This is a genomic window from Shewanella sp. SR44-3, from assembly GCF_014163735.1.
Classification (GTDB): Bacteria; Pseudomonadota; Gammaproteobacteria; order Enterobacterales; family Shewanellaceae; genus Shewanella.
Genome location: NZ_JACJDV010000008.1, coordinates 106,457 through 126,496 on the forward strand (window position 1 = coordinate 106,457; position 20,040 = coordinate 126,496).

Genomic DNA, 20,040 nt, shown 5'->3' on the forward strand with positions numbered 1-20,040 from the left:
GAGTCTTGAATGGTATTAGGCGTCCCTTGGGAGGCCTTTTTCTATGCTGCGAATAACCCGCGCAGTTTTACGCTGGGCGGATGATTCTCTTACAGGTTCTAGTTGTACGGCTTGCTGTGCTTTAGCCTGCTGTTGAGCCAGCGCCCAGTCAATGTGCTCCAGCACGACCTCATCCACTTCATCGGATGATTTTCTTGCGTTAAGCGCCTCAATAATAGTTGGGTTAGCCGGCGCATTACCTAGGGCGATGGCAATATTTCTTAGCCAGCGTTTATGGCCGATGCGGCGAATGGCGCTGCCTTCGGTGAGGGATAAGAAGGTTTTCTCGCTCCAATTAAATAAGGTCAATAATTCAGGTTGCAGAATTTGCTGGCGAATATGGAAATCATGTTCTTCGGTCAGTGGGGCTTGGCTGTTAATAGGGCACACCAATTGGCAATCGTCACAGCCATAAATACGGTTGCCCATTAAAGAGCGAAACTCTTCAGGAATAGCCCCTTGAAGTTCAATGGTGAGGTAAGAAATACAGCGCCTGCCGTCTACCACATAGGGCTCAACGATGGCGCCTGTGGGACAAGATTTAATGCAAGCGACACAGGTATTGCAGCCATCACCAATCGGGATATCTATAGGTAGCGGCAGGTTGATAAACAGCTCACCTAAAAAGAACCAACTGCCAGCATTATGATTAAGGATTAATGAATGTTTACCTGTCCAACCGATCCCAGCCTTGGCGGCTAACGGACGCTCCATCACAGGGGCAGAGTCCACAAAAGGACGTGAGTCTGTGGCGCCAAAGCCTTGCTCTTGGCAATAGGCTTCAATTTTATCACCGAGTTTTTTGATCCGCTGACGCATCAATTTGTGATAATCACGGCCGCCAGCATAACGAGAGATATAACCTAAATTAGGATTGGTCAGATTCATGGCAAAGCCCGCGCTGGGAGGCAGGTAGTCCATGCGCATGCTGATTACCCGTTTGGTGCCAGCATGGAGTTCATCGGGGCGGGCACGCATCATGCCGTGGTTGGCCATGTAACCCATTTCGCCATGGTAGCCCTTATCGAGCCAGTCCTGGAGTTTAGCTTCTTCGTCCTTGAGTTCTGTGTCTGTGATTCCCACCTGAGCAAAGCCTAGCTCATGTCCCCAGACTTTAACTTGCCTTGCCAGTAAGCTTAATTCGCTGGCTGAAATAACATGATGGTGAGTTTCAGTGGAGGCTGTGGACATAAGGCTGTATAAGGTTAAGGAAAGACCCTAGTATTATACCTGCCTAACACAGTTGCGTCCTGCGGATTTAGCCAAATATAAACCTTGATCTGCCTTTAATAGTAATTGCCCTAAAGAAGACTCATTCGTCAAGCTTGCTACACCAGCACTGATAGTTTGAGGCTGCTCTGGCGTTAAATGTTGCCATTGAGCCTGAGCAACACTGGTGACGATACGCTCTGCAATTTCTAAGGCTTGCTCTCTATTAGCATTGGGGAGTACCACAAGAAACTCTTCACCACCGATGCGACCTATAATATCGCTCTTGCGCATTAACTTACTGCAAATATCAGCCATGGCAATCAACACTTTGTCTCCTATATCGTGACCCCATTTATCATTGACCCATTTAAAATGGTCAATATCAAATGAAATCACTGAAAGCGGGCTCTTGTGTTTGAGTGCATTTTTTAAGTAAATATTGGCTTTAGCATAGCAATGCCTGCGATTGGCAAGCTTGGTGAGTTCATCGGTGAGGGCTAAGTGCTTAAAGCGAGTTTTACGTTTTAGCTGCACATACGCAAAAATAGAAACAATCACCAGAATGAGAGCAACAAGCATGATGATAATGCGTTGAAGATATTCATTTTCTTGCAATGTATCGAGCATTTTTTGTTTTTGGGTTTGAGCTTCGATGAGCATGCGATTTTCTTTTTCCACCAGATCGACATCGAAGCGTGTACGCATTTCTGTGGTTAACTTAGAAATGGATTTTTTATCTAAGCTTAAGTGCAATTGTACATATTCTGATTGCACTTCAAAGGCTTGCTTCCACAGTGCCAGTTGAGCAAGAGTCGTTGTTTTGATCTGTAATAGCTCAACGAGTCCTCTTTGGTTGTCGCTTAAATTGAACGCACCTTCAGCTTCTTTTATATGCGCTAATGCTAATTGTGGCTGATTTTCTAGCAGCTTAATCTGGGCAAAATACAGCTGCATATAACTATAGGGATTATCTTGGTTAATAGTGATATACAGCAGAGCATCGTTTAATAATTTGTTGGCTTTTTTGATTTGGTTTAATTTAAGCAAACTGCCAGCCATGTGCACTGCGGTAACACTGCGCTGAAGCAGATTATTCTTACTTTGCCAGTAATCATAGCTTTTCTGATAATGCACTAAAGCTTGTTGATATTGTCCTTGTTCCTCAAAAGCAAATGCTATTTGTTGATTGGATTCAATGGCCTCATTAAAGTTTTCATGTTCATTGTAGGTTTTCTCTAACGCTTTAAAGTACTGAATGGCTGTTTTTGTATCCCCCATACGCCGGTAGCTGGTGGCTAATTGATTCATATTATTACGGGCCCAATAATCTAGGTGCAAATCATCGTAGATACTTTGGGCAGTGATGAGGTCTTTAAGCGCAGGTGTGAACTCCCCCCTGTAGGAGAGCATAGCTCCCCTGAGGTTTAGTCCATCAGCGATAAGTTTGGGGCTTTCCAGCTTATAGGCTTCTTCTATCGCCGCGTTGTAGTGAATAAGAGCGTCATCGGCTTGACCTGCATATTCTAAAAAGAAGGCCTTGCATAAAAGTAAGTCGGTGTGGGTTACCGAGGGGGCTTGGGATTGAAACTTAGCTTCATGAGTAACGGCAAAAGCTAACGCCAGCTCTTGCTTTGCTATTGTATCAATTTCATGGTTCCAACATTGATGGGTTAGTAATTTTTCTTGGCGTACAGTGTCATCAGCAGGAATGAGCTGTTCTAATTCTGATAAATATTTTTTGATTTGTTCTTCTGTATTCAGATCGCCACGATAGAGGATATTGAGCAGTTTATCGGCTCGCTCATTATTTTTCCAAGCCATGCTATTAGGGCTTATAAATAAGCAGACTAGGCTCATCAATAGCATTGTTTTGTATAAAAATATTTTCAAAGACTCGTCTCATGTTGTGGTGTCGGCTTAAGTATAGTTAGTGAATATGCTTTAGCTGGAAAATTAGAATGGTAGAAAAATACTTAAGTTAAGCATTTTGCAATTTTAAGCTGCTCAAGGTATAAATGCAGCCCTTTTATTTACTGTGGTCCTGCATGGGATCCTTGTATAGAGAAAAATCATGACCCAAGTTAGCTCCGAGTACCAAGCTACGGCCAAGAGCATTGCTTATAATGTTGCCAATAAAGTCTTACCTATGGCAAAACTACCCGAAACCTTAGCGGAAGCTTATGAAGGGCTATTCAGTGAATTAATTGAAGATAAAGCCGGATTATTCACTCGCAGCTGGGAAGCATTACCTGCTAGTGCGCAAAAACTGATGCCAAAAGCTGAATTCCATGGTTTCTATATTGCCAATGCGTGGATGCAACTTAGCCGAGTCGCGCAAGAGATTGCCGACAGTGCTGAAAACGAAGAAGAGATGAATAACAATGAGTACGATGGAGTGTTTGGACGTTTGGCTGAGCAATCATTAAAAGAGTGCTTACGTAAGCTTAAAAAAGCCCGTACCGAACGCTCTATGCTCAATAGCTTTAAGCAAGTGATGGCGCCATAATTCTTGTTTACAGTGGTCACTTTCAACAAAAATCCCAGCTATTGCTGGGATTTTGTTACTAAGTTGATGAGTAATTAGAACGAGGTACGCTTATAACGGCGATACTTAGGCTCCCAAAAGTTCTTCTCGATAGCCTTATTCAATAGCTCGTCGGTCAGTGGTAATGCAAGGCCTTGACCCATAGCGACTTTAGCAACCGCAAAGGCAATATATTTACTGACTTTTTGAATATCACCTAACTTAGGCAATAGTGAACCCACCCCAGTGGTGCCAAGGGGGGAGCATTCAGCCAAGGCACGGCTTGATGCCATTAACATCTCATCAGAAACGCGTTTAGCGCGACAAGCCAATACACCTAAACCAATACCAGGGAAGATGAAACTGTTATTACACTGAGCAATTTCAAAGGTTTCATCACCAACTGTGACAGGCTCAAATGGGCTACCCGTCGCCACTAATGCTTGGCCGTTAGTCCAGTTCAATACGTCTTTTGGTGTGGCTTCAACACGACTAGTAGGATTTGATAGCGGGAACACTATCGGCCGTGGGCAATGCAAATGCATAGCGCGAATAACGGCTTCAGTAAATTGCCCTGGTGCACCAGAAACACCAATTAATACAGTAGGTTTTGCGTTATTAATGACATTAAGCAATGACACGCTATCACCTTCAATGTGCCATTGACTTACCGCCGCACTACTTTGGGCAAGTTTTTTCTGGAATGGCAATAAGTTCAAGGTGTTATCTTGTAGTAGGCCTAAACGGTCAACCATGAAGACCTGTGAGCGTGCTTGCTCTTCACTTATGCCTTCAGAAATCATTTGTGCCACTATGGCTTCGGCGATACCGCATCCAGCGCTACCTGCGCCTAAAAATACAACTCGTTGCTTACTGAGCTGAGTCTTGGCTGCTTTGCTTGCCGCTAATAATGAGCCGACAGTTACAGCCGCTGTACCTTGGATATCATCATTAAAGCAGCAGTATTGATCCTTGTAGCGCTCAAGTAATGGCATAGCATTGCGTTGGGCAAAATCTTCAAATTGGATCAATACATCTGGCCATCGACGGTGTACGGCTTCCATAAAGGCTTCAACAAAGTCAGCATAATCTTGGCCTTCGATGCGACGATGACGCCAGCCCATGTACATAGGGTCGTCTAATAATTCTTGATTATCAGTACCTACGTCTAATGTGATGGGCAGGGTGTAGGCTGGGCTAATGCCACCACAACTTGTGTACAAGGATAACTTACCAATAGGGATCCCCATACCACCAATACCTTGGTCCCCAAGACCTAAAATACGTTCACCATCAGTGACAACAATGACTTTTACCTTGTGGCGAGTCGAGTTGTTTAAGATGTCGTCAATTCTGTCTTTATTGGCATAAGAGATAAACAGGCCACGGTTACGGCGGTAGTTTTTAGAAAAACGTTCACAAGCCAGACCCACTGTTGGGGTATAGATGATGGGCATCATTTCAGTGATATTGTTGCGCACTAATCGGTAAAATAACGTCTCGTTAGTATCTTGAATATTTCTTAAATAAATATGCTTATCAAGATCATTACTGAAATTGCTGAACTGAGCATAGGCACGGAAAGCTTGTTCTTCAATGGTCTCAATAACGTAAGGAAGTAACCCTTCAAGGTTAAAGAAAATGCGTTCTTCTTCGCTAAAAGCACTGCCTTTATTGATTAAAGGGGCTTCAAGGATCGCTGGGCCTGCAAAAGGAAGATAGAGAGGGCGTTTATTATCGTCCATAGATAACCTTTTATGATGATTCACAATTTAACATTTGTTAATGAAGTAAGATTATCACGTCTTAAAAACTTTGTGGTCTGTTATGTGAGGCTTTTCACTGTTTTTAACAGAGCAGAGTTTAAATTAACTCTTATTGGGAGGATTTAAACAGTAATAGCATTGTATTAGATAGCAAAACGCACCGAAAACGGTGCGTTAGATAAAGCTTTTTACTAAAGTTTAAACAAAGACCTTATACGCCTCTGTGTTTAATCGATAAGCCTTTGATGAAGTTGCGTAGCACTTGATCGCCACACGCTTTATAGTTTTTATGATCAGGGCTTCTAAAGAGCGCGCCTAATTCTGATTTTGACATGGCGAAGTCAGCTGAGGCTAATGCGGCTATGATATCTTCTTCACGCAGTTCAAGAGCGACGCGTAACTTCTTAAAGATTAAATTGTTCGTCAACTGCTTAAGTGGTGTAGGGATTTCAGCACCAGGCTTAAGGCCACGGTTTTCTATGATTAACCCATCTAAAAACTGACACATCAAGGTGTCATTACAGGCTTGGTAGCCTTCCTCTTCTTCCTTTTTTAACAGAGCAATAATTTGCTCGGTAGAGATTTCCACTTTAGCTTTAGCGAAAATAGTGATCATTTTGGCATTTGAATAATCAAATACAAAACGAACGCGGCGAAGAATATCATTGTTAATCATAGGTTTCTCTGGCGCATGGGCGCTGTCAATTTATAGAACTCACAGTATAACTGTATCGCTCATGGTTTGATAACTTTACCGTGTGAAATGTTATTTTGAGCATCGATTAAGACCAATAGTTAATATCGTATAAAAAAGAATGTTCACTACTGGCATATGCAGGGGATGTAAATGCTAATTTTTGTAACATATGAGTGTAAATTTGAAATTGACTTTTTCATATAAATCTTTAGTTTAGTTTGTGAATGTTAATTAAATGTATGTTTAATGTGTATTTGATGTATCAATTTAGGTTCTGCATATATCAAATAATAATGACTCATAAAATGAATTAAGGAAGATCATGAATACAGCTCACCTCTTACGCAGTGCTTGCGCTATCGCAATATCATTATCATTAGCTCCACAAGTGGTTGCCGCCGATGCAGCCGTGGAGAGAATTGAAGTCACTGGTACCCACATTAAACGTACCGATATGGAAGGCGCATCTCCTATGGCAGTTTTGACTGCGGAGGATATTGCTCGCTCTGGAGCCCAAGATATCTCTCAGCTATTGAGTAAATTGCCCGTTGCTGGTAGCGGTACCTTCTCTACTCAAGGTAATAACTCAGATGATACTGCAAACGGCGGCGCGGCCGTGTCTTTACGTGGCTTAGGTGCGGACTCCACTCTCGTTTTATTAAATGGTCGTCGTATCGCCGTTTCATCCTTTGCTAAATCCATCGATACAGCCTTCGTCGATATTAACTCGATCCCCATTTCTGCTGTTAAACGAATTGATATTGTGAAAGATGGCGCTTCAGCAACCTATGGTTCAGATGCCATAGCCGGGGTTATTAATATTATCTTGAAGAAAGACTTCGAAGGTTTTGAAGTTAATGGCAAAGTGGCTGAGAATGTAGAAGACGGTGGCGGTCAACAATCTGGTTCCATTTTGTTTGGTACCGATGCTGATAACGGAAAATCGCACACTACGGTCATATTTGATTACTTTAAAGAAAATGAAACCCTGTTTGGTGACCGTGATTATTCCAAGTCCGCTAACCAAACGGCCAATGGCGGCCCAGACTTACGTTCATCAGCAGGAAATCCTGGTACTTATATCCCAGCAACAATAGATGCCAATGGAAAGATTGAACCTAATACTGGCTCATTTAAATGGACCCCAGATGTTAATTGCGCTGCCAGCAGTATTAGAGGTGATTTTTGCCGTTTTGATTATGCAGCAGGAATGACTTCGACCCCTGAATCTAGCCGAGTTGGCTTATCAGTTTTCCAAAATTATGAATTTAATGATGAGCTTAAACTATTTGCGGAAATGATGTATCAGCATAATGAAAGTGTGGTGAAAGGGGCGGCGAGTCCTTCTTTTGGCGAATTTTATATGCTTAAAGATAATCCTCTTTTTGTTAGCGGTGCAGCAATAAACCCATTTCCTGGTGAAGACTTAACCATGAATCGTCGCCTGACTGAAGCTGGTGCTAGACAAAAATCATCAGAGTCTGATAGCGCCCGGATAGTGATGGGATTAAATGGCATGCTTTCAGAATGGGAATGGGAACTGGCCTACACCTATTCATATAATAGAAATCATGAGTTTGGTGAGCAAGGTTTCGTATGGACTCCGCGTTTGCAAGAGGCGATTAATTCTGGCGCCTTTAATCCGTTAGCAACGACTCAGCAAGGGGATATCATAGATAGACTTAGTGTGAGTACGACTCGAAGTGGCAAATCCACAACAAATGCCGTTGACGGAAAAATTGCCGGTGACTTATTTGAAATGCCAGCGGGTGCGGTCGCCATGGCAGTAGGTTTTGAATATCGTGAAGAAGAGCTGTCAGATAACCCCGATGAACTCTTTAAGCGCGGTGAGATTTTTGGTACAGAAGCGACAGAGGCCAGCGGAACTCGGGATCAAAAATCATTATTTGTTGAATTTGCGGTACCGGTATTTGAACGTCTGGAAGCGCAGCTTGCGCTACGTTATGAGGACTACAGTGACTTTGGTGACACCACTAACCCCAAAATTGCGCTGCGCTATACACCCCTTGATAACTTAACTTTGCGTGCAAGTTGGGGGGAGGCTTTCCGAGCGCCCTCGCTAGTTCAGTTAGGTCTTGGTGCAGCACAGGAATCTCCTGGGCTTGTTGATTCAGTACGTTGTCCTATGACAGGGATTGAAGACGACTGTAGCCCCCAAGAGCGTACGGTGATTTTCTCTGGTAACCCAAACCTTCGACCAGAAGAATCAACCTCATATAACTTAGGGGCTGTGTGGGGGATTACCGATGACTTGAGCGTGGGTATAGATTATTGGAATTATGACCAAGACGGCTTGATCACCTCTGATACTCAGCACTTGGTCAACACCCAAGGAAATAACCCAAGTGCAGTGTTGCGTGAGCCATCTGCGGGCGGTATTCCTGGTCGTATTATTAGAATTTATGACCAATTTGGCAATTTAGGTGGCCAAACCACAGATGGTATTGATTTCGATATTAAATATAAGTTGGCAACCACTAATGTGGGCGAATTCGGTTTGAGCTACAACCTGACTTGGGTAAATAGTTTCGACCAGGAGCGTGAAGATGGCACCATACGTGAATTAGGTGGAGAATATCAGCATCCAGATTATCGCTGGACTGCTGGGGTCGATTGGGGATATCAAGATTTTCAGACCAGTGCTCGCATCAATTATATTGGTGAGTACCAAGATAATATTGATGCCGGCGCCGAAGGCATGATAGATGCAATGGTGACCTTAGATATGAATGTGACTTATATTGGTTTTGATAAGTGGAGTCTGACCTTGGGCGCGAATAACATGCTCAATGAAGAACCCCCTTTCAGTGCCGCAGACTTTATGGGCTATGATCAATCAACACATTCAGCTGTTGGCGCACTTTGGTATGCTAAGGCGAGTTACCGCTTCTAAGCTTGCAATAAAAAGCGTTAAACTCGAATTTGGGCGGCATTTTTGCCGCTCTAATTTTTTTGGCCACTCAATCTGATTATTTTCGAACAAGATTAACCTCATTTAAGGAGCATAAGATGATCACTCTCTATGGTACCCCTAGAAGTCGTGCACTGCGCGTGTCTTGGGCGTTAGAAGAATTAGGCCTAGATTGGCAATTTAGTTTTATCAATTTCACTAAAGGGGACAACCGCTCAGAGGTTTTTTTAGGCTTAAACCCAAGTGGTAAAATTCCTGTGATCACAGATGATGATTTGGTGGTCACAGAATCTGCCGCCATCGTCAGCTATTTGGCCGAGCAATACGGCCAAGGTGCATTACTTCCCGATAGCACTGCATCTAAAGCGGAGCGCGCACTATTTCATCAATGGTACAGTTTTATTATTTGTGAACTCGAGCAGCCTCTGTGGAGTATGGGCAAGCATAAGTTTGCACTGCCTGAGGCACAAAGGTTAAGCGCAATGCGTGCAGTTGCTGTGTGGGAGTTTGATAAGGCGGCGGCGATTGCAGAAACATGGACGCCAGAAGCTGGCTTTTTGCTGGGTGATAGATTCACACTGATTGATATTTTACTGTGTCACACCTTGATGTGGGCCACGGTATTTGAGCAAAAAATTCCGCCAAAACTTGCCGCTTATCGAGATAGGTTACAACTAAGACCCGCCTTAGTTTCAGCACTGAAGAAAACAGAAGCTATGGCGAAAGCGGCCCAAGCTGAATAATGGCATGTGGGTCAATGATCTTGTTTTGGGATATTCGCGGGATAGTGAGATAAGGGAAGCCGCGGCTTCCCTTTTGCTGACGAGTCAGTCGGTTATAGCAATGAACTAACCCTAAGGTTACAGCTGGGTTGCAGCCCATTTAGCACGGCTTTCACGGCTTTCGCTCATGCTATTTTCAGCGCGATAGCGCTTATAAGCTTCTGCATCTAATGGCACTAAGCTCACATCAACTTCCAGTACCAGTTTACATTCTTTCTTGATGCGCCAGGCTGCGGTGTTATACAGCTCAGTTAACGGCAATGAGCTTAAAAACTCAGGATTATATTGAGTGTATAGCGCTTGTGTTGGGTAAACGACAAAAGATAAGCGGCGTTTAGGCTCTTTTTTAAACAACTCTTCAATGCCATCAGTGGTGTTTAGCACTTGCATCTCTATGATGTCATCTATGTCTAATAGCTTCTTTTGCGCCATTTCTGGCGCTTGTTGTTCACCGGATTCCCAAGCGAGGACATCGTCAAGGCTGGCTTTGGTCAGTTCGGCGATTTGCTCAACACTGAGCCCCAGTGATAGACGTAAATATTTAATCTCAATGGCATTTAAGCCTGTATTTTTTGACATGATATATCCTGCTTAACGCGTGTATATGGGCTTTAGGGCCGCGAGTTGGTTGTAGCTTTTAGTGTGGTAGCTAGCTTAGTTATTAAGCCAAACACGGTCGACCCAGTGCCAAAATGATTCAAACACTTCACCAACGAAGCGGCCATTTTTCCAAAAATGAACTTGTCCGTCTTGATCTATGCAATAGAAGTTATCGCCTTGCTGGCAAATGGCAATTAGCTCTCGCGGCAGACCAATAGACCAAGCGTAGCAAGTGACCTCAGGTAGATAGGTATGAGACTGAGGATCGCTTGCTGTTACCGGCTCAATATGCCCATAAACAACATCGCTTGCTTCCATCAAAAAGACTTTTAATTCCCGAGGTAAAGAGATCAGGATTTGCTCTTCAACTTCTACTAATTGCTCGAAACTTGCCAATTCTAACGGCACAGGCACTGGCTCATTTAAGTCCTGTAGTTGTTCAATCAATTCATGCATAAAAAGGGCTCAAGACAAATAATAATGGCCGCAGTATAACCGTCAATTGAATGCTTTCCAAACATCCCATCTAAGGTGTTGGCTTTAGCGGATTTTGGCGACAATTATTTATCTACAAGGGGCTTAAGTTTGGGGTATAGTATTTGTTTCTTATCATTGTTTTAAAAGTAGCTCGTGGCCAAAATTACCGTCAAGCAAGAAGAAGCCTTATCAATAAAATTCAGTCATCAAATGCAGGTTGGCGATCAACGTGTGTTGGATCTGTATTTCTATTTGCCAACAGAGATGGGGATAGACTCTCATACTTTGGATGAAGAAGAATATTATTATGCGGCGATTGTTGGACGACGCTCTTATTATTCTCAAGGATTGCATTTACCCTTAGTACAGAGTCGTTTCGCCAGCATTAAAAAGCGCACTATGGATGAATTTCGGCTGTATTTAAATTTGTTTGCTTATCAGTTTGCTGTGGCAATTGAAACGGATGCTAAGGCACTAAGACAAATCACTGATGCCAATGAGTTTTATCCCGCCCTTGCCGATTTAGGTGAGCTGGTGGCGCAATTGCTGAAAAAATTTCGCCGTAATGAACCCAGTGAAGCCAAGTGGAAGCACTATTTTGAGAACGCCGATAATTATTTATCTTGGTTTTGCGAGCAGCAACTACTAAAAACCTTGTCACACGGCCCTCGTAGCGCCGACTACAGCGATGTCAGTGAACAAATTATTAGCTTGTGCCGCAGTGAATACCAATATCGCGAAGAAGAAAAGCGCTATAACTCTACTCAAACCCGCCAGGATGCTAATCGTATTTCTAACAAGATGTTGTTGCTTAGGCGTTTGATCCAGCAAGGAGTGGTGCTTAAAGAAGAGTTAAAATCCTTAGGGGCTGGACTTAAAAAAACAGTGACTGGTACTGTGACCGCAATTGTCATGGTGTTAGTTTCTGCGCTGATCATTAAAGCGCAAGGGGTGTTTAGCGAGCTGACGATAGCATTGGTCTTAATAGTGGCGGTGATCTACGGTTTTAGAGAAATCTTTAAAGAAGATATGCGCAATGTTGTTTGGCGCTATATTCAGCGTGGGCGCCCTAAGTGGAGCAGAATTTTAAGGGATACTAGCACTCAAGCTATTATTGCTAAGCAATTGGTTTGGCTTGAATTTATGCGTGCCAAAGATATGCCCTCCGCGGTTGTAGATATTATGAAGCAGCGCCATAGCCAGAATAAAATCGATGCTCAAGTGTTGCATTATCGTATTTCTACCCGTGTCACCCAACATGAGTTCCAGGCCGGTTACACCCAAATTCAAGAGCAAGTGAATTTTAGTTTAGTGCCTTTTGCCCGCTACCTAGAGAGAGGTCAGGCCAAAATTTATAAAGAAACCGAAGGTAAAATTAGCCATGACTCTGTGGAGCGCCGCTACCAGATCAACCTAGTGGTGGTCCTTCGGGAAGGTAAAGGCGAGACTGAATACGCACGTTATAAAGTGACCATGAACCGTTCTAGTATTATTGAAATAACCCAGAGCGATTTACCTGACAATATCCCAGCTATAGGGGATTGATGGCTTTATGGTGCTGACAATGCGTAGCGTCCATCGCGACGCATGGGGTATCTCATCTTCGATACTATGACTTGTTTAGTATGACGTCATCACGACTAATTGAGTGGAGTTATGCCGAGGTGAATTGGCGCGTAAATGCCTGACAAATACGCTGGTCGTTACTTTGTTTAGCACGCTTTAGGGCGATATCGGCATTTTGCAAGTAAGAGTCTAAAGTTTGCGGTACTAAATAACCCGAAATTCCGATGTTTATCCCTTCAGCTAGTTGGTTTTCTTCCAATGATGTTAATGTCTCGCGAGCATATTGGTGTGCTTGGATTGAACTCGTGGCTGGCAACCAAATGACCAGTTTACCCAGCTGCCATTGGGCTACTTGGTAGTGGTTGGGTAAGGCATTAAGTAAGTGTAATTCGATTTCTTTTTGTCTTTTCTCTAGTAAGGCGATATCACTCAAATGGCTGATAATACCATCGGGATTGATGTCCATGACTAATAAGCTGGATTCTTGTTTTGCGGACTCGCTCAAAGAGTTAAAATGGGTTTCAAGTTCATTCACCTTCAATACAATTGAGCTGTGATGCCCGAGTACATTACTGGATTTTGCTTGCTTATCAAGAACAGGAGAAGCGATTTCTAAGGTACAAATGATGTATTCAATGTCACCTTCGAGCGTGAGTTGACCTCTTAATGTCGTCTTCAGACAGGCTGAAAAACGGCAGTTACTGCAGGAGATAACTTGTCCTGACCATTGCCCTTGAAGGCTAATTTGGGCGCTGATATGAGACCATTGAGCCTGCATTTCGTCACCGAGTAATTCAATTAAGCTGTGTTGGTGATCGCCGTGTAAACCCATTAAGTTATCAAATTCACTATTAAATTTTAGTAGTTTACCGCTGGCATCCGTGAGTGCAGTTGCTACTGCGCTATCACATAACAGTTGGTATAAATAAGCTTGTTGCTGACTTTTAAGTAGCTGTGATACATCTTCTAAAGTGACTAACCAGTAGCAGCCTTCATGCTTGTTTTTATATTCACGGCGGATATGGGCCTTAAGGGTACAGCCGCTGATTGTGTCTAGGCTGAACTCTCCCGACCATTGTCCCTCTTGTTCAAGAGTGGCTTTTATCTGTTTAAACCTCGCCTCATCTAAGTGCAAAATCCGCAGTAAACTGCGATCTCGGAGCTCATCGAGAGGTAAGCCCATAATATCGGCAGCCTTAGGATTCGCGCTTATGACTCGGCCATTATCATTGGCAATCATGCAAATAAGGTCACTGTTAAATAAGCCATTTGCTAGGCGCATACTATTAAGTTTGGCTTTTTTCTCAAGCACAAATCTGTGTCTAAAAATGATAAGTAAGCTTGCCAATGTGCTGATGATAAGTGCTGAAATGATTAAGATGATTTTCCATTGTTCAAATCGCGCCGCAATATCGTCATGGCGAATATAAGACAGCAACACATAGTCACGAGGGAAATCTTGTTCTGTGGCAAGCTCGACTTTAAGGTGCACAAAGGTAGTGTCTAAGCTGTGAAACTGGCCATAGTTACTCATGGCAATGTGGCGCCAAAGTTTAGGATTACTTTGCTTAATGTTCGCGCCTAAGGTGTCGGGCATAGTGTCTAGCGGCATCACTTGATTGGCGCCAGCGTAGAGATAACCTTGGCTGTCTAGCAGTAATAATGGTGAATTATGATTGAAAAATGCCGGTTTTATCGAGTCTAGCACGCTGCTGACCGAATTATAGACAACCAAGTAACCCGTGAGACCGTTGGCTTTATTTTCAAGTCTTATAAGTTGATAAATATAGGGGCCAAGTAAACCATTGGTGGGAATGAATGCCATGGGGGAACTGTACACATCATTGCGGCCCATGCTGTTGTCTTTACTAAGCAAAGATTGTGGTAATTGAATGTTGTCGAAATTGTTATTTGATGAAAACTGTAAGCGGCCTTGGGTGTCATAGAGAGTGACGCCAAGTAATTCAGGGATAGTGTCGCTGAGCTTTTGCCAGTTATCGATGAGAGCTTGTTTTAAGATCGGCGTGGGCATTTTAAGGTATCGGCCTAACAAATCCCCACGAGATAATGTCTGAGTGCGAAATTGTAAAAAGCTAATTTTGTCAGCTGTGAGTGTACCTACAGTTTGAAGCTCACTGTATCTTTGCTCGGCCCAATCCTCCTGCAAGCTGCGTTCACCTAAGTTAATGATCATGCTGGTGATAATTAACATGGAGATCAGCAATAAAAACACTTGGCTTAAGAGCGCTAACACTTGTTGATGAGACCATTGCACGTTTTGTGCTGATAGGGAAACAAAGCGTGAGGTGCTGACACCATTTTCATTATTAAACATGCAGTCGTCTTTCTTGAAATCGGCAACAAAAGCCAATATTAACACGAATGTAAATTAGTAGCTAAATATGCACAACGTTAGCTAATTAGACGTTAATAAACAGTAGGTTAATTTATTTTTATGATGAGTCGAATCGTGTCTTGCAGGTAGCGAAGCTTCAAGTATTAACCACAGTGAACACTTGAAGCTTTACAGGCGTTAGTTCAGCGGTTTAATAACCGCTGCAGCCGCCTTGTCTTGAATAGATTGTTGGCTAGGCTCTTGATCCGCCTCTTGGTTATAACTTGGGTCGAACTTTTGGCTCGTCCCCGAGCTAGAAGAAGCAGGTTCAGTTGCGCTTGGCTGCCACCACCATCGATAGAATCGGCTTAGGTTACGCTTAATATCATCCAAAATGATATACAGGATAGGCACCAGAATTAAGGTTACCAAGGTCGAGAATAAAATCCCGAAAGCCAATGATGTTGCCATAGGAATAACAATTTGAGCCTGTAGACTGCGCTCCAGAATGATGGGCACCAGTCCAACAAACGTCGTCATCGAGGTCAGGATAATCGCCCTGAAACGATAGCAACCCGCATCGATAGCAGCATGCTTTATTGCATGGCCTTCAGATCTCGCGCGGTTTACAAAGTCCACTAAAATCAGCGAGTCATTAACCACAACCCCAGCAAGAGCGACAATGCCACAAAGACTGAGCACGCTCATGGATAGCCCCAGAATGAAGTGGCCGAACAACGCGCCAATCATGCCAAAGGGGATAACTGACATGATAATCAAAGGCTGTGAGTAGGATTTTAGCGGTATTGCCATCAAGGCATAAATGGTAAACATGGCAAAGAACAAGCCTTGAAGTAAGCCAAGAAGGGCTTTTTGCTCATCCAAGCTACTGCCATCTAAGGCTGCTGATACCTTAGGATAATGCCTCATCAGCTCAGGTAAGAAGCTGTCTTGAATTTCACCGACGACCTTGGAAGGCTCGACTTTGTTTTTATCAACATTGGCTGTGATAGTAATCGCGCGGCGGCCATCCACACGAGTGATTGATGCGTAAGATTCACCAATATCTATATCCGCTACCGTAGAGAAGGGCACGGCTATGCCTTCTGGGGTGCGGATCAGCATGTTTTCAAGATGACCTATGGTGCGGCGCTGCTCTAATGGGTAGCGTACCATGACTTTGACTTCTTCTTTGTTGCGCAAAATACGCTGGGCTTCATAGCCATAGAAACCGTAACGAACTTGACGAGCAAGATCTGAAAGCGTGAGCCCTTGCGCTTGCGCTTCAGGTTTTATTCTAAGGCGTATTTCTTCACTGCCAGAGGAGAAACTATCGGCAATATCGTAGACGCCTTCATAGGTAGCAAGCTTTTCTTTGATTTCTTTTGCCGCCTTGGAAAGCGAATCTAAGTCATTGGAGGTCAATCGAAAGGAGATATCTCCTCCAGCATCATTAGTACTGGCATTAATGTTGAGTTTCTTCACCGATAACAGTTCAGGAATAAGCTCACGCCATTTGGTGGCAATGGTGACACCGTCTACGTCTCGGTCTTCACCTTTGGTGAGCTCTGCAAAGATAAAAGCTGAGCTTCTTGAGCTCATATTGATAAAGCTGTGCTTCACCACGGGCGCGCCATATTCTTTTTCAAGTATGTCATTCATGGTGTAGAGGGCTTCTTCAACCCGCTGCACTACGTGTAGGGTGTTGAGCTCAGAGCTGCCCTCATCCATTTCAATTTGCACTTGAATAAAGTCAGAGGGAATATCAGGGAAAAATACCCAGCGTACTTTGCCGCTGGTGACCAGTGTAATCGACAGCACGAGCACACCAAGAAATACAGCTACTACGTTATAGCGATGTTTAATGCAGCGGCCTAAAAAGTCGCGATAAGAGTGGTGAACAAAGTGCTGTAGTTTGTCATTTAACTGGCCTTTGAAGCGCGAAAATACATTATTGCGTGGCTTGTTTTTGTTGTATTTCATCCGTGCCAAATGCGCCGGTAAAATCAATTTAGACTCTACCAATGAGAACGCTAAGCAAAGAATAACCACCATGCCGATGGACTTCCAAATAATCCCCATAGGGCCTGAGATCATTATCATAGGCACGAATGCCGCAATGGTGGTTAATACCCCAAATGTCGCTGGCATGGCGACGTTAAGCGCGCCCCTAACCACGTTATCCATGGAGTGACCATGTTCTTCCACTTCGGTATAGGCACTTTCGCCAATGACAATTGCATCATCGACGACTATCCCCAGCACTAAGATAAAAGCAAACAAAGTCAGCATGTTGATGGACATATTAAACGGCTCAAGAGGCATAATGAGCATGGTGCCAAGGAAACACACTGGCAGTCCCATCATTACCCAGAAGGCGAGCTTTAAGTCGAGAAACAAGGCCAAGATTAAAAATACCAACAGCGCACCGTAAAACATGTTTGAAAGCATCATGTTCAGGCGGCCTTCAAGATAATGGGTCAAATCTCCCCAAGTATCTAGTTGGGCTTTACTGGGTAAGCTGAGTTTTTTGGTGGCGATATAGTCTTTGACTTGGGCGGAAATATCTAAGGCGTTTTGATCGTCAATACTGGTAATTTCGATAATGGCAGCCGGTTTACCATTAAAGCGGGTGTACTCTAAGCGCTCTTCAAAATCATCTTTAATATTGGCCACTTGCGGCAGCATAATTCGGCTGCCGTCAGCGCGAGTTTGCACTACGATTTGCGCAAAGTCCTCACCGGTATAAGCTTGGCCCTTGGTGCGTAATAAAATATCGCCATCTTGAGCTCTAATGGCGCCGCCAGGTAAGTCGATGGAGGAATTTTGCACTGCCAATGCCACTTGGCTAAAGGTGAGCCCATATTCTCTGAGTTTATCTTCAGACAGCTCTACACTTATCTCATAATCCCTGACTCCAGTGACTTTAGCACGGGTGACAGCAGGCAAATCTGTGATGTCATTTCTAATGCTCTTAGCGAGCTCTTTCATCTCTTGCAGGCTTAAATCACCGTAGACAGAGACCCAGATGACATTGTTTTCTGGTTTGATTTGGTAAATATTAGGTTTTTCTATGTTAGCGGGAAAGGTCGATATCGCATCCAAGCGCAGCTTGGCTTCATCTAATACTTGTTGCACATCGTAGCCATCATCAACTTCGATGGACACGCTGCCCACTCCTTCGCTGGCAACGGATGTCACTTTCTTGATGCCGTTAATATCTTGGATTGATTCCTCAATCTTGATATTGATGCCCTCTTCAATTTCTTGCGGCGCAGCGCCTGGATAGGCAACGCTGATGTTAATCAAATTAAGGCTAAATGATGGGAATATTTCTTTATTAATGGTGATGGCGCTAATAAGGCCTCCCACCATCAAGACTATCATTAATAAATTTGCGGCGACGTTATTACGGGCGAACCAGGCTATCAGGCCTTTAGGTGACTCCATTATTGGTCACCTACTGCAATACTTTCAGCGGAGGCGTTAGTTTTTTGAGCCTCTCTGTCAGCTTCACCGATTATTTTTACCGCTTGGCCTGTGGCCATATTATTAATCACAGTTAACGAAATCCGCTCACCCTGGTTAATGCTGTCCTTGATAAACACGCTGTCTAAGTCGGTGCGAATAACATTGACGTTGCGCATTTCTAAGTTATTGTCGTTATCCACTAAGGCAACTTGATTGTTACGGACTAAATGACGGGGTAATTGCACCACTCCTGTCACTGTACGGCCAGTGATCTCGGCGTTAACGAAGCTGCCATATTTAAGTGGATGCTGGTTTTTACCTTGGCCTTTTAACAGGTAGGGGTCTTGCACTTCAGCGACTAAATAAACCATACGATTCTTTTCATCGATGACATTTTCACTGCGAACTATCTTACCTTGCCAGCTCACTTGGCTGCCGGCTAGGGAAGCACTTAAGTTGACGTGAGTGTCTGGGTTATCCGCAGAAACCAAATAAGCTAAATCGTTATTGGTGATAGGCAAACGGACTTCAGCCACACTGGTATCAAACAGCTCACCTAAGTTAGTGCCCAAGCTGACATATTGACCAAGGTCAACATTACGCGCCTTGATAATGCCATCGAATGGGGCGCGAATGACGGTGCGCTCAAGGTTGCGTTTGGCTCTGTCTAATGCGGCTTGGTTGTACTTTACGTTGGCTTGCTCTTTTTTAAGTTGTGGAATACGCAATCCTAATTCAGGTGGCAGACCGTTATCGAAGCCTTTAAATTCAATTTTGGCGACTTCACCGCGAGCAATTTCTTCATTTAATGCGGCATTGGCTTGGGCAAGACTGGCTTCAGCTTGCATTAGATCGGCTTCGTAATCTGAAGGTTCAATAATCGCCAGTTGCTGGCCTTTTTTGACTATACTGCCTGCCACAAAACTGGGGGAGAGACTCAGCATGCGCCCTTGCACTTCTGTCACTAGCTGGGTTTTGTACTTGGGGTTTACTACACCAAAAGAGGGGAGCTTAAGTGACACAGTCTTAACCGTTACCTGCATAACATCTACCAAGGGTATTGGTGCCGCTTCTTCTTTCTGCTCAGGGGATTCTTGGGTGCTCATCATGATGGCAGCCAGAATAATAAAAAATACCAAAATGAATAAGGGTGACAGTCTTCTAATTATTATTTTTAACATATACGCGGATCCATGCAGGACAAAGCTAGACTCAATCGCTCAGTCTGACTGAGGTTGTTTAATATTAAGAGGTGAATTAACCCAAATTAAACAATGGTTAGAGTATTAATGCTTCCTAAAATATCAGATTTAACAGTTTGGATGAATCTATTTTGAAAAACAAATGTTTCAAAAAATGATAGCAAAAGTTAATGAAAATAAAAACGCGCCCATAAGGCGCGTTTGCAGGATAGATATCAAGTGGTAAAACTAGGAAGACTTCTTTTTTGGCTTCTTATATTTTTTCGAAGAAGGCTTAGCATCTTTTGCATTGGCCTTTTTCTTGCCAGGCACCTTAGCCTCTTTATTATTTGGGCGCAGTTCTTCAATAATACGGCGCTTAAGTGGCTGTTCAATATAACGCTCAATTTTGCTGACGATACGCATATCATGGGCCTCAACCAAAGATATCGCAGTAC

General features: G+C 43.6%; 13 protein-coding genes and 1 pseudogene. 4 read left to right on the forward strand and 10 right to left on the reverse strand.

Annotated features, from left to right (window positions below; all coding sequences use genetic code 11):
• Window positions 1-15: 15 nt before the first annotated feature.
• The gene (gene queG / locus H5073_RS06960; protein WP_182678285.1) at window positions 16-1,230 is read right to left on the reverse strand and encodes a tRNA epoxyqueuosine(34) reductase QueG; all 1,215 of its coding nucleotides are present in this window, start codon (window positions 1,228-1,230) and stop codon (window positions 16-18) included.
• 33 nt (window positions 1,231-1,263) lie between these two features.
• Entirely contained in the window at window positions 1,264-3,072 is a 1,809-nt protein-coding gene (locus tag H5073_RS06965) for a tetratricopeptide repeat-containing diguanylate cyclase (protein ID WP_182678287.1), read from the reverse strand.
• A gap of 250 nt (window positions 3,073-3,322) precedes the next feature.
• Here H5073_RS06965 and H5073_RS06970 point away from each other — a divergent pair, with 250 nt between their 5' ends.
• Entirely contained in the window at window positions 3,323-3,757 is a 435-nt protein-coding gene (locus H5073_RS06970) for a DUF3069 domain-containing protein (protein WP_182678289.1), read from the forward strand.
• A gap of 74 nt (window positions 3,758-3,831) precedes the next feature.
• Here the strand turns inward: H5073_RS06970 and H5073_RS06975 are convergent, their stop codons facing one another.
• Window positions 3,832-5,520 (reverse strand): NAD-dependent malic enzyme, encoded by a 1,689-nt coding sequence (locus H5073_RS06975; protein WP_182678291.1) that lies wholly within the window; start codon window positions 5,518-5,520, stop codon window positions 3,832-3,834.
• Window positions 5,521-5,752: 232 nt separating this feature from the next.
• Complete coding sequence (locus H5073_RS06980; protein ID WP_182678292.1) at window positions 5,753-6,217, reverse strand: DUF1456 family protein; 465 nt, start codon at window positions 6,215-6,217, stop codon at window positions 5,753-5,755.
• Between the two features lie 343 nt (window positions 6,218-6,560).
• Between H5073_RS06980 and H5073_RS06985 the strand changes: the two genes are divergently transcribed.
• Together H5073_RS06985 and H5073_RS06990 are read left to right on the forward strand one after the other, a co-directional pair.
• On the forward strand, window positions 6,561-9,152 hold the full coding sequence (locus H5073_RS06985) for a TonB-dependent siderophore receptor (RefSeq protein WP_182678294.1): 2,592 nt from the start codon (window positions 6,561-6,563) through the stop codon (window positions 9,150-9,152).
• A 116-nt stretch (window positions 9,153-9,268) separates the two neighbouring features.
• Entirely contained in the window at window positions 9,269-9,913 is a 645-nt protein-coding gene (locus H5073_RS06990; RefSeq protein ID WP_182678296.1) for a glutathione S-transferase family protein, read from the forward strand.
• A gap of 117 nt (window positions 9,914-10,030) precedes the next feature.
• On the opposite strand, the gene H5073_RS06995 is transcribed toward H5073_RS06990, so the two are convergent.
• Together H5073_RS06995 and H5073_RS07000 are read right to left on the reverse strand one after the other, a co-directional pair.
• Complete coding sequence (locus H5073_RS06995) at window positions 10,031-10,531, reverse strand: DUF4447 family protein (protein ID WP_182678298.1); 501 nt, start codon at window positions 10,529-10,531, stop codon at window positions 10,031-10,033.
• Between the two features lie 75 nt (window positions 10,532-10,606).
• Window positions 10,607-11,008, reverse strand: coding sequence for an SMI1/KNR4 family protein (locus H5073_RS07000; protein ID WP_182678300.1), 402 nt, complete (start codon window positions 11,006-11,008; stop codon window positions 10,607-10,609).
• A 174-nt stretch (window positions 11,009-11,182) separates the two neighbouring features.
• Here H5073_RS07000 and H5073_RS07005 point away from each other — a divergent pair, with 174 nt between their 5' ends.
• Window positions 11,183-12,574, forward strand: a complete 1,392-nt coding sequence (locus H5073_RS07005; protein ID WP_182678302.1) for a hypothetical protein — start codon at window positions 11,183-11,185, stop codon at window positions 12,572-12,574.
• A gap of 109 nt (window positions 12,575-12,683) precedes the next feature.
• Here H5073_RS07005 and H5073_RS07010 read toward each other — a convergent pair whose 3' ends face one another.
• The 4 genes and pseudogenes from H5073_RS07010 to H5073_RS07025 form a co-directional block, all read right to left on the reverse strand.
• The gene (locus H5073_RS07010) at window positions 12,684-14,930 is read right to left on the reverse strand and encodes a PAS domain-containing protein (protein ID WP_220487997.1); all 2,247 of its coding nucleotides are present in this window, start codon (window positions 14,928-14,930) and stop codon (window positions 12,684-12,686) included.
• Between the two features lie 198 nt (window positions 14,931-15,128).
• Window positions 15,129-18,380, reverse strand: a complete 3,252-nt coding sequence (locus H5073_RS07015) for an efflux RND transporter permease subunit (RefSeq protein ID WP_182678306.1) — start codon at window positions 18,378-18,380, stop codon at window positions 15,129-15,131.
• Window positions 18,380-19,582 carry an efflux RND transporter periplasmic adaptor subunit gene (locus H5073_RS07020; RefSeq protein WP_182678308.1) on the reverse strand — a complete coding sequence of 401 codons (1,203 nt, stop codon included), beginning with the start codon at window positions 19,580-19,582 and terminating at the stop codon, window positions 18,380-18,382. The genes H5073_RS07015 and H5073_RS07020 overlap by 1 nt, the downstream gene beginning before the upstream one ends.
• A gap of 249 nt (window positions 19,583-19,831) precedes the next feature.
• Window positions 19,832-20,040: pseudogene (locus H5073_RS07025) on the reverse strand (ATP-dependent RNA helicase SrmB); the annotation flags it as partial.